The organism is Phyllobacterium brassicacearum (genome assembly GCF_003010955.1).
In the GTDB taxonomy this organism is placed as follows: Bacteria; Pseudomonadota; Alphaproteobacteria; order Rhizobiales; family Rhizobiaceae; genus Phyllobacterium; species Phyllobacterium brassicacearum.
The window spans coordinates 66744-80461 of record NZ_PGGO01000010.1 but is presented as its reverse complement, the minus strand read 5'-3'; the positions used below and the strand labels follow the sequence as shown (position 1 = coordinate 80461).

The following is a 13718-nucleotide window of genomic DNA, read 5'->3' as shown; positions in this document are numbered from 1 at the left end:
AGATGAGCAACCTTGCCGACGACGCACCTTCGCCGCCGAAAGGTCCATCGACGGTTGCACTGATCGCCGTTGTTACCGTGCTGACGCTCATTGCGGGCGGTGGAGGATGGTTTCTGGGCGGACAGCTCGGCCTGGCCGCACATGGTGACGCAGCCTCTATCGATGCATCCGCAATCAAGCCAGCTGAGGCGATGCCTTCGGGAAGTGTCGTGCCGCTGAAGCCGATCCTCACCAATGTAAAGTTGCCACAGGATGTGTGGATCAGACTGGAAGCCGGTGTCGTGGCACGGCCCGGCGAGAAAATATCGGATGAGCTCGCTGCCACGATAGGCGGGGATTTCATGGCGTTCCTGAAGACTGTCAATCTCATGCAGCTGCGCGGTCCTGCCGGGCTCGAATATCTAAGGATGGATCTCCAGGAGCGGGCAGCCATGCGTTCTGAAGGCAAGATCGAAAAAGTGTACATCTGGGCGCTGGTGATGGAATGAAACGACGTCTTCTTACTCCCGCGTTATTGCTGATTTTCAGCGGGACAGCGACGGCCCAAACGTCGATCCTCGAAGGTCTCATACCCCCCGGAAGTGCCTCGACGAGTGGCCAGATTATCCAGATGCTGGCGGTACTGACGGTGCTGTCAATTGCCCCCGGTTTGCTCATCATGGTCACGAGTTTCACGCGGTTCGCGATCGCCTTTTCGATGTTGCGTGCGGGACTTGGTCTGCAAACCACCCCGGCCAATCTTGTAATGATCAGTCTTGCCCTGTTCATGACGTTCTATGTCATGGCACCTGTCTTCGACCGGGCCTGGCAAAACGGCGTCCAGCCTCTGGTCAACAATCAGATTACGCAGGACGTCGCGATGAACGAGATCACGACGCCGTTTCGGGAATTCATGCTGCGGCAGGTCCGCGACAAGGATTTGCGGCTCTTTGAGGATCTGGCGGACGAGTCATTCCGCACCCAGGCGAACGAAGTGGTCGACCTGCGTATTCTCATCCCGGCTTTCATGATTTCCGAATTGCGCCGCGGTTTCGAGATCGGCTTTCTGATCGTTTTGCCCTTCCTGGTGATCGATCTGATCGTCGCGACCCTCACTATGTCAATGGGCATGATGATGCTGCCTCCCACCGTCCTTTCGCTTCCATTCAAGATCCTGTTCTTTGTGCTGATTGACGGGTGGAACATTCTGGTGGGCAGCCTGATCCGCTCATATTCGTAGCAAGCACAAACCGTACATCTTAAGTCGAATTGAAAGTTCAGTACGTCTCGAATTAACATCGGCGTATAACGGGGAGCACGAATTTCGCATCGAATAAAAAGCGAAGCCCCTTGTTATTCAAACGGTAATACTTTAGTCGTACTCATCATAACCATAACGGGTTGTCGTTGTGACAACAGGCATCATGCCGCTCCGTTATGCCGGTGAGAACCCGGTATGTCCCCCACCATCAATATCTCATCAGGGGCTTCATCCTATGGCCAGCATTCTCACAAACGCTTCAGCAATGACAGCGCTGCAGACACTCAACACAACCAACAAGAACCTTGCTACTACGCAGGACCGCATTGCTACCGGTCAGCGCGTTGCACAGGCATCCGACAATGCCGCTTACTGGTCCATCGCGACCGGCATGCGCACCCAGAATTCGGCTCTGTCTGCAGTCAAGGACGGCCTCGGTCTCGGTGCCTCCATCGTTGACACTGCTTACACTGCACTGAATGACGCGATCAAAATCGCCCAGGACATTCAGGCTAAGTATGTTGCCCGCGAAACACCAGGCACTGATACAACTGTTATCGATGCGGACATCGCACAGTCGAAGGCGCAGATCGACGAAATGGCAAAGGGTGCGACATTCCAGGGTGTCAACCTGCTCGAGACCGGTGCGACAGCTCAGAACGTCGTTACGGGTTATACAGCCGGTACCGGCGTCACCACGATGGCCGTTTCGGCCTATGTGCTCGAAGGTGCCTTGACGGCCGCAACAACCTCAGCGGCTGTCGGAACCGTCATTGATGCCATGAAAGCAGCAGCGGCTGCTCTCGGCTCGGCCAAGACACGCATCAACACGCAGCAGTCCTTCACCGGCAATCTGATGGACGCCATCGATCGCGGCGTTGGCCAGCTCGTCGATGCAGACATGAATGCAGAATCGGCTCGTCTGTCGGCTCTCCAGGTCCAGCAGCAGCTTGGTATCCAGGCTCTGTCGATTGCCAATTCGAGCAATCAGAGCATCCTGTCGCTGTTCCGCGGCTAATAACGTCGATCCTTCGGGATTCAAATTTGGGCCACGCTTCGCACGTGGCCTTTTTTCATCGGAAACGGCATCAACATTGTAGCGCTCTAACTTCGCGCAAGCTTCGCACTCTATGTTTCCACCACGGGTTCGTGGTGGGTATTGATGGAAAACATAAGACAAACATTGGAGCAGATAGCGGCAGCCCTGAAAAAGCTCGGTGCGCGGCGGCTCATTGCTGTTGGCATCATCGGCGTAACATTGTTCAGCGCCATCCTGATTTCCAGTTTCTATCTCAATCGTCCGCAATACGAGACGCTTTACGTCGGCCTGAGCCGCGATGACGTCAACCGCATGGGCATGGCCCTTGGCGAGGCGGGCATTCCTTTCGACGTGAAGTCAGATGGCACCTCCATTCTAGTACCGTTCGGCAAGGCCGACCAGGCACGCATGTACCTGGCGGAAAAGGGACTGCCGACCAGCAACAATGCCGGTTATGAGCTCTTCGACAATATGGGCTCGCTGGGCCTCACGTCCTTCATGCAGGAGATCACCCGGGTTCGCGCGCTTGAGGGCGAGATTTCCCGAACAATTCAGGCCATTCGCGGCATTAAGGCAGCACGCGTCCATATTGTGCTGCCGGAGAAGGGCAGTTTCCGCCGGGGCGATCAGGCGCCTTCGGCGTCGGTTGTTATTCGGACGGAAGGCGACTTTGCCATAGAATCGGCCCAGTCGATCCGCCAGCTCGTTGCAGCAGCGGTTCCTCAGTTGACTGCTGCCGAGGTCACCATTCTTGACACCAATGGCCGGCTACTCGCTTCAAAGGACGACGGGACCAATGCCGGCGCGGTGATGTCCGCAACACTTGAGCAGACTGTCTCATCATCGGTGGATGAGAATATTCGCAAGGCCCTGGCGCCTTACCTCGGGGTCGGCCATTTCCAGAGCAGCGTCCAGGTCACGCTCGATACGGATCGTCGCCAGACCAATGAAACGGTTTTTGATCCCGAATCGCGCGTGGAGCGGTCTGTGCGGGTGGTGCGCGAGAGCGGCGATGCGCAGAACTCGACCAGCGACAACGCGACAGGTGTCGAACAGAACATCCCCCAGGAAGAGATCGCCAGCAAGAACGGCGATAGTTCGTCAGAAAAGACCGACAAGCGCGAAGAACTGACCAATTATGAACTGAATTCGAAGACCGTATCGACTGTCAGCGACAGTTATCAGATCAAGCGTCTCTCAATCGCGGTGGTCATCGACCAGGCGCGGCTGCTGGCGACCGCTGGTGTGACGCCTGTTCCTGACAAGTTCGTCGAACAGCAGATCGTCAAGATCACCGAACTCGTGGCGACAGCCGCCGGTCTCGATCAAAAGCGCGGCGATGTCATCAACGTGACCGCTGTCAATTTCATGGAAGCGAGCGACGAGCAGATGCAACCGGCAGGCACGCCGGTATCGGAGATGATCTTCCGTCAGACTGGCAGCTTTGTTAACGCGGCAGCGCTCATCGCTGCTGTCGCGCTCGTCATCTGGTTCGGTGTCCGCCCGTTGATGCGTGAAATGGGCAAGACCCCGGACGTTGCGCAACTCGTCGCCGGATCCGATGTCACCGTCCCGAACCTTGCCCACGCAACCAATCTTCCCACCGTAGCATCGACCCACACGGAGCACAGCTTGCCTTATGACGATCTGAGCGAACTCAGGCGACGTATGCGCGTACCGGCTCAGAACCGTCTCGAACAGATGATCGACATGGACGAAGAGCGTGTGGCCGCGATCCTGAAGCAATGGGTCCACGAGGCCGCGTGAGATGAGTTCCAGATCGATCGCCAGCATGCTGACGGACTTCACGCCAAAACATGTCCCTGCTGACCGGATTACGGTTTTTGCAGCGGTCAGCAAGGAGACTGCTGACCCAATCGTGGAACATGAAGAATCCGCCGAACGTGTTGATGATCTGATCGACTATGAGCTGCAAATCAAGGAAGCCTTCAACGCGGGACGGGAAGCCGGCCAGGCCGAAGCCTCGGTTCTGTTCGAGGCCGATAAGGTCAGGCTTGAGCGCGAGTTCCAGGAACAGCTTGAGGCAGCCGATACCTTGTTTATGGAACAGACCGGTGCCCGCATGGCAACGCAGATCAGTGAAGGACTTGCCACCATGGCCGCCGAGCTTTCCGGCTCACTCGCCGCAGTCCTCGCTCCTCTGGTCGAGGAAAAACTGCGGGAGCAAGCGATCACTGCTTTTGTCCGTGAAGTGGAAAGACTGACCAAGGGACTGGAGGGCATGGTGGCCGACGTAACAGGCCCAGGGCACCTGCTCGAAACTCTGCGCAAACGACCTGAGATTGACCCGATACGCTTCACTTTCACCGAAGCGGCACGGGCAGAATTATCATTGAAACTTGATGATGTCGTTGTCGAAACGCGGCTTGGCCGCCTGATCGATGCGCTGAAGGATCAGAACGGATGAACATTGACCCTGAAACGCACCGTGAGATCGTCATTGTCCGCCGTGGACGCGGCGATGGCGAGGAAGGGCATCACGGTGGGGTCTGGAAAATAGCCTATGCGGACTTCATGACCGCCATGATGGCGTTCTTTCTCGTTATGTGGCTCATCAACGCGGCTAATGAAGAAACGAAAGCGGCCGTTGCCAGCTATTTCAATCCGGTCAAGCTTATGGACCGGCAATCGCGGCCCAAGGGTATCGAGGAAACAGAGAACGAGCAGGGCAAGGTTCGTTTCGAAAGCCCGGAATCGACTGACCCCAAGACCAAGAGCGCACGCAATGAAAAGCAGGTCGAACCTGTGCCGGAAAAGGAAGAACGGCAAATCTTCAAGGACCCTTACGCGGTGCTGGCCGAAATCGCCACGGATTCTGGCGTCCTGCAGAACCGGTCAGCCAAGGGAGAGGGCGGATCCGGTCAGGCCGGCCCCTCGACCGGTGCGGAAGGTGGCGATGCTTACCGCGATCCTTTCAACCCGAACTATTGGTCGACACACGTTGAAGACGAGATCTTTCCGCTGACGGCAAGTCCGGTGACCGCGCCTCCATCGCAGGACCAGGCGATGAAACAGGCAAGCGGTGTGGCCGATGCCGAAGCAAAGCAGACCGCCCTTGAAAAGCGGATGGACGCAGGAAAGCCGCTACCCGAGGCGAAGGCGGCTGAATCCAAGGTCTCGACGCCTGCTGACCAGAACAAAAAAACATCAACCGAGAAGGAGCAGAAACCCGATGCGACGCAGCTCGCATCGGCACGCGAGCTTGCTGCGGAAATCTCCAGGAAAACCGGCTCCGAAAATGACGAAAAAGCGCCCGATATCACCGTTGTCCCCACCGAGGATGGCGTCATGATTCAACTCACGGACAAGGTCAACTACGGCATGTTTGCGATTGGATCGGCGAAGCCGGACAAGCGTGTCGTGCAGGTGCTTGAAGAGATCGCCAGGATTATCGCGGCGCGCAAGGGTGAAGTGATCATCAGCGGCCATACCGATGCCCGGCCATTCAAGAACGAAACCTACGACAACTGGCGCCTGTCCTCTGCACGAGCGCACATGGCCTACTACATGCTGACCCGTGGCGGACTTGACGCGAAACGTATCCTGCGGGTCGAAGGCTATGCTGATCGCGATCCGAAGATTCCGGCCGATCCTTATGCCGCTCAAAACAGACGCATCGACATCTTTCTCAAGACGGCTTCGCGATGATGGCTCGGCGATACATCCGGTGGTTGCTATTCGGCTTTATCAGCTTGCCGCTGGCGACAGCACGCGCGGATATGCCATCGCCGGAGCCGTATCTGCTGGTGCGATCCATGCGCATGCTGCAGGACCAGGTAGCATCCGGAAAGCCAGAGGCCCTGCCGATGCTGAACCGTGTTCTCGGCCATATTGCCGATCAGTTGGCATCCGCCAAGCCAGAGGTGTGGCAGAAACCGGCCAATGCTTATGCCATCTTCGTCTATCTCCTCAATGGCGGCAATCCGCAAGTTGTGAGGAACATTCTGACTTCAGCGAACCTCGACCGGATCAGTCCGAAGCTGATTGCAGGATCCCTGGCCTACGCGGACGGTGATTCACTTCGAGTCGTTGAGAACTTCACCGAACAGCTTCCGGCGGATGTACCGAGCGAACTCATCGCGTCGATATATCTGGTGACCGCGACACAGCTCGCGGCAATCGATGCCCGGACGGCGCTCAAGCGCCTGGACTACATTCGCCTCAATGTACCCGGCACCCTTTTGGAAGAGGCAGCGCTGCGCCGTGGATTGATGATCGCGGCCCGTCTGGGCGACAAGGACAAGGTGAGGTTGCTCGCACGAAACTATTTGCAGCGATTTGCTCTTTCACCCTACTCCGAGGATTTCTTCCGCCAGCTTGTCGATGCATTGATGGAGATCAAGGGAAAGATCAGCAACGAGGAGATCGAGGAGATCGCCTCGCTTGCCTGGCCAGGCGCCCGGTTACCCTTCTATCTACGCATCGCCCGGGGGGCGATCGTCAGCGGGAACTTGCAGCGTGCACGTTTTGCCTCAGAGCGCGCCGATGCGCTGGCCCTGGCCCTCAAGGCGGATGACACGCAGGCCAAGCTGTATCTGGCGATCAGCAATGTAGGCTCGGACAAGACCGGCGATGCCAAATTCATGCTGTCGCGACTGCCCAGGGAGCGCTTGCACGATCGCGATATCAAACTGCTGGAGGCTGCGACAACGATGGCCGGTAGAATCCTTGCGCAACCGATACCGGGGCTCGACACACTGCAAAATGCTGCGGCCAAAAGCAGTGCGGCCGGAGGTGCGCCTGCAAGGGCCGATCCTCTGCCGGTTGAACAGGCAGACCCTGTGATCGACGAGACACGAAAGAAACTTGACGCCATCGATGCGCTTCTCGGGAAGGCCAGGAAATGACCATTGGAGCTGACATGCCTCTCAGATCGCAGTTAGATGCGCTTGTCCGCGACAAGGGCAATGGTAAACATGCGTCCGATCAGAAGTCGGCGAAGGAAACGGATATTCCGGCAGACTTCAAGACTATTGTGAAAACCGTGTTACCCAAGCTCACGCCCGACAAGGAGGATGCGGCGGTAGAAAATTTGCCGCGGGACGTTACCAAGCCGGATGTGGATCTCCCTGCATCGCCGACTGCCGGCTTGTTCGGACAGGCGATCCTTGCCTTCGAACAATTGCTTGACCGGCAGCGGCACGAAAATGCTGACCAGACGCAACCCACCGATGATACGAAATTGTCCGCCAATGCGGACGCGGCTTCATCGGTCATTGCCGAGACGCTCGACGTTGAAGGCGAGGAGCAGACCGAGGCATTGCCCGACAAGAAAACGGAACGACTGGCACAACGGGCAACACCAAAATCCGAGGAGCCCGCGCCGGCTGTTTCCCAAACCACTCAGACACCGGCTAAGCCCGGCGTGGAACAGGGCCAGGTCACTGAACCCGGGCAATTGTCCCCTGAAACACCAATGGCCAAGTCAACTCCCAAGGAACCAGCTGAGAAGCCCTCATTGCCAGTCGCAGACACTGCCATGTCCAGCTCGTCCCAGCCTGCGCCTGCGGAAGTCAAACCGAACGCAACGGCACAAAATAATGCTCCCGCGACGCCAACAGTCCGACCGCCTGTTACAGGTATCCTCGTTCTTTCAGAACGCACAGCGGGGGGCACAAAGACGTTGATGATCCAATTGCAGCCAATTGAACTTGGAACCGTCACAGCACGCATGCGCCTCACGTCCGAAGGCATGCATATCCAGCTGACGGCCGAAAGCAGGGAAATGGCCGAACATCTCGCCAGCGATCACGAAGCTCTTGGCAAAGCCCTGCAGCGGGCCGGCGTGGCAGACGATACATCCCCGGTTACCATCGCGGTCATTGATCGCTCCAGCGCCCCTTCAATTGCGCAAACGGGCCAGCAGAACCTGACGGGGCAGGAGCAGCAGGCCAATGGACGTGCGAATGGCCAGCCCCCTTCCGCTTCTCAGGGTTCTCCGGACCAGCGCTCACCCGGGCAACAGACTTTTGGAGAGTTCAAACTGGATGATCGTGACGAAGTATCTGCAAAAACTGGGGCGGAGACTCGCCCTTCACGCGGGCTGGTTGTTTAGCGCGATCCTTGCTTGTCACCCCGCCTTTGCGACGAATCTCTGCGAGCGCGAAATGCACCGCGCCTCGACAAAGTATGATGTTCCGATAGGCATTCTGTATGCCGTTGGCCTTACAGAAACCGGCCACAGGGAATCGCTTCAACCCTATGCGATGAACATCGAGGGGAGGGCATTGTTCATGCCGTCGGCTGCAGCCGCCGTGGCCAAATTCGACGAGGCACACCTGCGGGGAGCAAAGCTCATCGACCTCGGATGCATGCAAATCAATCACTATTTTCATGCCAGCGCATTCTCCTCGGTCGGGGCAATTCTGGATCCAGCGGCCAACGTGGACTACGCCGCACGGTTCCTGAAACAGCTCCGTGCGCGTGAAGGCAGCTGGACTATGGCCGTTGCACGCTATCACGCGGGGCCGAACAACGATCCCGCACAGAAGCAATATGTTTGCCGGGTAATGGAAAACATGGTCGCCACGGGCTTTGGAAACTGGACGCAAAAGGCGCGCATGTTCTGCAATAAGTGATCGTGTTAATAGTTGGTAATAAAACGTGAATTTGTTCGAGCGGTCATCTTTTGTTAGGGTCTCGCCTGCAAATCTGCAGGACGCAAAGCGTCACTTTCGCTGCCCGAAAACCGCTATACATCGAATTAATTAGATCTCCCAATAAATTAGGTGCAATTTGTTGGGAATTGTCGCCGAGTCATTCACCCCGCTACTTGTGTATTGCTTGGGGCATTATATTGATTCGGAAGGTGGGGCAGTGATCGTAGTCGTCGACGAACGAAGTCTGGTGACGAGTGGGTATTCGGCGTGGTTCGCCCGCGAGGGCATAACCACAACAGGTTTCGCTCCGGACGATTTTGGCGATTGGGTCGCCACCGTACAGCAGAGTGATATTATGGCGGTCGAGGCATTTCTCATAGGGGAATGTGCCAATCGCAGCCAGTTTCCACAAAAAATTCGTGCACGCTGCTCGGTACCGGTTATCGCCGTCAACGAGACGCAATCATTGGAGCATACGCTGGAGCTTTTCCAGGCCGGTGTCGATGATGTCGTTCGCAAGCCTATGCACGTGCGGGAAATCCTTGCCCGGATCAATGCCATCCGCCGCCGTTATGGCAATGGCGGTACTGGAACGCAGATCGGTCCGATCCGGGTCTTTTCGGATGGCCGCGATCCGCAGATCAACGGCGTTGATTTTACGCTTCCACGTCGTGAACGCCGCATACTCGAATATCTGATTGCCAACCGTGGCAGGCGCCTCAACAAGGCGCAGATATTCAGCGCGATCTACGGCATCTTCGACAGCGACGTAGAGGAAAGTGTCGTTGAAAGTCATATCAGCAAGTTGCGCAAAAAATTGCGTGAGCAGCTCGGACATGACCCGATCGATTCAAAGCGTTTCCTTGGCTACTGCATAAACCTCGACTGACTGCCTCCACCGGGCAGACCAAGAGATTTTTTCATTCACAACAACACGTCAGCTTCGCACAAGTATCGGACGCTAACGATTCCGAACGGAATCACGGTGTAAGGAGACGGAAATGAGCCTCTATGGAATGATGCGAACGGGCGTGTCGGGCATGAACGCGCAGGCCAACCGGCTATCCACTGTGGCCGACAATATCGCCAACTCCAGCACGACCGGCTACAAGCGCGCGAGCACGCAGTTTGCATCGCTTGTTCTTCCAAGTTCGGGGGGCTCCTACAATTCAGGTGGTGTGGAAACCGTTGTTCGCCATCACATCTCCGATGATGGCTCACTCCGCTTCACGACATCATCGACGGACCTTGCCTTGAAAGGCAACGGCTTCTTCGTTGTCGGCAATGCCGACGATACTCCGTACCTGACCCGTGCCGGATCGTTCGTACCGGATGCTCAAGGCAATCTCGTCAATGCTGCCGGTTACTATCTGATGGGCTACCCGATCGTGAATGGCCAGGTGAACTCCGTTACCAACGGGTTCCAGGGGCTCGAAAAGGTCAACATTTCTCAGAATGATTTGATCGCAGATCCGAGCCGCGTCGGCACCTTCACTGCCAACCTGCCTGCTGGAGCCGCCGTCATCGCGGCAGCGGACCGCCCGCCAACGAACACGACGGCATCGGCGCAGTATACAGCCAAGACTTCGATCCAGACCTTCGACAATCTCGGCAACGTGGTTGTCCTCGACGTCTATTTTACCAAGACCGCGGCCAATACCTGGGAAGCAGCGGTCTATAACAATGCCAACGCTTCGGCATCCGGTGGATTCCCCTACACACCGACTGCTCCGTTGACGACGGAAACCTATACGTTCGATGTCGTCACCGGCATGCTCACCTCGACCGACAAATCACTCTCGGTCACGGTTCCGAATGGTCAGGCCCTCGAGATCGATCTGTCGGCAACCAAACAACTCGCAGGCGACTACACGCCCATTGAGGTGAAGGTCGACGGCAATACGCCAAGCCCGATCGAGAACGTCGACATTGGCGCCGACGGAACAGTTGTCGCGCGCTACAAGAACGGCGCGCAGCGCGCGATCTACAAGATTCCCCTGGCTGATGTTCCAAGCCCGGACAATCTGCTCGTCTTGTCCGGCAACGTCTTCTCGACAAGTGCAGAGTCTGGCGACGTCCAGCTCGGCTTCGCAGGCACCGGCAGCTTCGGAAGCCTGACTTCCGGCGCGCTGGAAGAGTCGAACGCTGATATCGCGCAAGAACTGACTGAAATGATTGAGTCGCAGAGAAGCTACACGGCAAATTCGAAGGTCTTCCAGACCGGTGCGGATTTGATGGACGTGCTGGTCAATCTGAAAAGGTAGTTGAACTTCTAATGGTGATTGGACCAAGGGCATGTCACTAACTTCGGCGCTCCTTACTGCTCAGAGTGCTCTCACGACCGTTTCGAAGCAAACCGCGCTGGTATCCCGCAATATTGCGGGAGCCAGCGATCCTAATTTCTCACGGCGCATAGGCTCTGTGGTTAGCGGTCCGAACGGTTCGACGTTTCTATCAGTGACCCGCTCTGCTGACGCTGCACTTCTTACCAAATATATTGAAAGCAACAGCCAGCTTGGCGCATCGGACACGCTCCAGGGCGGCCTGGACCGGCTGTCAGGCATCTATTCCGCCAGCGATTCGTCAGGTTCTCCAAGCGCATTGCTAGGTGACCTGCGGGATTCGTTGCAGCTCTACGCATCGCAGCCCGGCAATACGTCAGTTGGCGAGGCCGCGGTTTCCAAGGCGGTTGATCTGGCCAACGCGCTCAACAGGGGCACGGAAGAAATACAGAAGTTGCGCCAGGATGCCGATAGCGACATCAGCGACTCCGTCAACAATTTGAATACCCTTCTGACAAAGTTCGAAACAATCAACAACCGCATCATAAATGGTACACGCTCCGGGACTGACGTTTCAGATTACCTCGACCAGCGCGACGGGTTGCTGAAAGAAATATCGGGCGAAATCGGCATCACGACGCTCACGCGCGGCGACAATGACATGGTGATCTTCGCGGAGTCCGGCGTAACGCTCTTCGAAGGGTCTCCACGCACCATCAGCTTTACGCCGACAAGCGCATTCAGTGCGGGCACAAGCGGCAATGCGGTTTACGTTGATGGTGTGCCATTGTCACATGGTACATTTGAGCAGCCCTACGGCACCGGTCGCCTCAGCGGTCTGCTGCAATTGCGCGACGATATTGCGCCGGCATACCAGAACCAGCTGGACGAAATTGCGCGCAGCCTCGTCAGCATGTTTGCCGAAACGGACCAGAACACGCCGGCGACGCTGCCGACTGTGCCTGGCCTGTTCACGTATTCGGGTGCTCCCGCGATGCCTGCGGATGCTACAATCCTTCCGGGGATTGCCGGAACCATCAAAGTGTCGTCGGCCTTTATCCTGACTGAGGGCGGCAATCCCGCGCTTCTGCGTGACGGTGGTTCTGCAGGTGCGGGTTACATAGAGAACACCGACGGCTCGGCCGGTTTTTCGACGCGCTTGCAAAATCTGCTCGGTGCTATCGCTGCACCGCGCAGCTACGACCCGGACGCGGAAGCCGGCAACAACAAGAGCCTGCTGGATTTCTCTGCGGCCATGATCAGCTCGCTCGAAACGAAACGAAAATCGGTTACGCAGACGAACGAGTACAATGGGGTTATGGCCTCGCGGGCTGAGGACGCAATTTCCAATGCGTCCGGTGTGAATATCGATACGGAAATGCAGTCACTGCTTGACCTCGAACATTCCTACCAGGCCTCAGCGCGGATCATATCCGCTGTTGATGCCATGTTGAACGAACTCCTGGAGGCGGTGAGATAGACATGAAAACCCAGTCCGTTTCATCATACATGCTGACTAATTCGACTCGTAACATTCTGGCAAAAGCCCAGGCGGAGTTGGTCCAGGCACAGAAGGAAGCCACGACAGGCTTCGTTTTCGATACGGGCCTGGCGCTCGGAAGCCGCACGGGCCAATCGATCTCACTGCGCAAGGAGCATGATCGACTGACGGTCCTGACCGAGACCAACGGCCTCATTTCCGAGCGAATGACGGCCTCTCAGAATGCCCTGACCAACGTCATCAAGGGATCGCAGGAGTTTCTCGGCAATCTGACCGCCATGCGCGGAGCCAGCGCAGGTCATTCGATCCTTGTCGACAAGGCAAAGGGCCTACTGCAGACCGCGACAGACCTTGTCAATACCAGTTACAATGGCGAATACATATTCGCCGGCGAGAACACGGACGTAAAGCCGCTCGGCGATTATGGCGCTGCCGGCGATCCGGCAAGTGCAGCCGTGTTGCAATCGTTCCAGGACTATTTCGGGTTTCCAACCACCGACCCGCAAGTGGCGAATATCACTGCCGCTGACATGAAGGATTTTCTGGACACCACCTTCGCAGCCGAGTTTGATGCAGCATCCTGGTCGACCAATTTTTCAGCTGCCTCCGATACGCTCGTCAAGAGCCGGATAGCGCCGACGGAACTAGCGGAAACATCGGTCAGCGCCAACAATGTTGGCTTCCGCCAGCTTGCCATGACCTACACCATGATTGCGGAATTTGGTGATATAGGTCTCAACCAGGCCGCCTTTGATACGATTATCGACAAGGCCAGCGCAGTGTCCATGCAGACCTCGACGTCGCTGGCCGGAGCGCAATCGTTCCTTGGCAATGCGCAGGCCCGGACCAAGGACGCCACAGATCGCCTGGCCGTGCAGATCAATGTCCTGAACAGTTCCGTTCTCGACCTGGAAGCGGTCGATCCTTATGAGGCCGCCAATCGGGTCGAAGCGTTGAGGACACAGATCGATGCGTCCTATGCGCTCACCGTGAAGATCCAAAGCCTGAGCTTGCTCAACTACCTGAAGTAAAAGCG

The 13718-nt window shown here is 56.8% G+C and carries 13 protein-coding genes; all 13 read left to right on the top strand.

All coding sequences use genetic code 11. The features are described 5' to 3' along the window. Positions 1–2: 2 nt before the first annotated feature. Positions 3–488 carry a flagellar basal body-associated FliL family protein gene (locus CU102_RS14665; protein WP_106711852.1) on the top strand — a complete coding sequence of 162 codons (486 nt, stop codon included), beginning with the start codon at positions 3–5 and terminating at the stop codon, positions 486–488. Then, positions 485–1219, top strand: a complete 735-nt coding sequence (gene fliP / locus CU102_RS14660; RefSeq protein ID WP_106711851.1) for a flagellar type III secretion system pore protein FliP — start codon at positions 485–487, stop codon at positions 1217–1219. Before CU102_RS14665 ends, fliP begins: the two co-directional genes overlap by 4 nt. A gap of 256 nt (positions 1220–1475) precedes the next feature. Then, positions 1476–2258, top strand: a complete 783-nt coding sequence (locus CU102_RS14655; protein WP_106711850.1) for a flagellin N-terminal helical domain-containing protein — start codon at positions 1476–1478, stop codon at positions 2256–2258. Between the two features lie 144 nt (positions 2259–2402). Beyond that, positions 2403–4046 (top strand): flagellar basal-body MS-ring/collar protein FliF, encoded by a 1644-nt coding sequence (gene fliF / locus CU102_RS14650; protein WP_106711849.1) that lies wholly within the window; start codon positions 2403–2405, stop codon positions 4044–4046. Position 4047: 1 nt separating this feature from the next. Further along, on the top strand, positions 4048–4707 hold the full coding sequence (locus CU102_RS14645; RefSeq protein ID WP_106711848.1) for a hypothetical protein: 660 nt from the start codon (positions 4048–4050) through the stop codon (positions 4705–4707). Then, a complete protein-coding gene (locus CU102_RS14640; protein WP_106711847.1) occupies positions 4704–5948 on the top strand; it encodes a MotB family protein in 1245 nt (414 codons plus the stop codon). The genes CU102_RS14645 and CU102_RS14640 overlap by 4 nt, the downstream gene beginning before the upstream one ends. Continuing rightward, positions 5945–7147: a chemotaxis protein MotC gene (locus CU102_RS14635; RefSeq protein ID WP_133624544.1), complete on the top strand. Its 1203-nt coding sequence runs from the start codon at positions 5945–5947 to the stop codon at positions 7145–7147. The genes CU102_RS14640 and CU102_RS14635 overlap by 4 nt, the downstream gene beginning before the upstream one ends. Positions 7148–7161: 14 nt before the next feature. Continuing rightward, a complete protein-coding gene (locus tag CU102_RS14630; protein ID WP_166648433.1) occupies positions 7162–8355 on the top strand; it encodes a flagellar hook-length control protein FliK in 1194 nt (397 codons plus the stop codon). Further along, complete coding sequence (locus CU102_RS14625) at positions 8288–8878, top strand: transglycosylase SLT domain-containing protein (protein ID WP_166648434.1); 591 nt, start codon at positions 8288–8290, stop codon at positions 8876–8878. The genes CU102_RS14630 and CU102_RS14625 overlap by 68 nt, the downstream gene beginning before the upstream one ends. A gap of 238 nt (positions 8879–9116) precedes the next feature. Beyond that, complete coding sequence (gene ftcR / locus CU102_RS14620; RefSeq protein WP_106711945.1) at positions 9117–9788, top strand: flagellar transcriptional regulator FtcR; 672 nt, start codon at positions 9117–9119, stop codon at positions 9786–9788. A 112-nt stretch (positions 9789–9900) separates the two neighbouring features. Beyond that, positions 9901–11163, top strand: a complete 1263-nt coding sequence (locus CU102_RS14615) for a flagellar hook protein FlgE (RefSeq protein ID WP_106711843.1) — start codon at positions 9901–9903, stop codon at positions 11161–11163. A gap of 31 nt (positions 11164–11194) precedes the next feature. After that, on the top strand, positions 11195–12661 hold the full coding sequence (flgK, locus tag CU102_RS14610; protein ID WP_106711842.1) for a flagellar hook-associated protein FlgK: 1467 nt from the start codon (positions 11195–11197) through the stop codon (positions 12659–12661). Positions 12662–12663: 2 nt separating this feature from the next. After that, entirely contained in the window at positions 12664–13713 is a 1050-nt protein-coding gene (locus CU102_RS14605; RefSeq protein ID WP_106711841.1) for a flagellar hook-associated family protein, read from the top strand. The last annotated feature ends 5 nt before the right edge of the window (positions 13714–13718 follow it).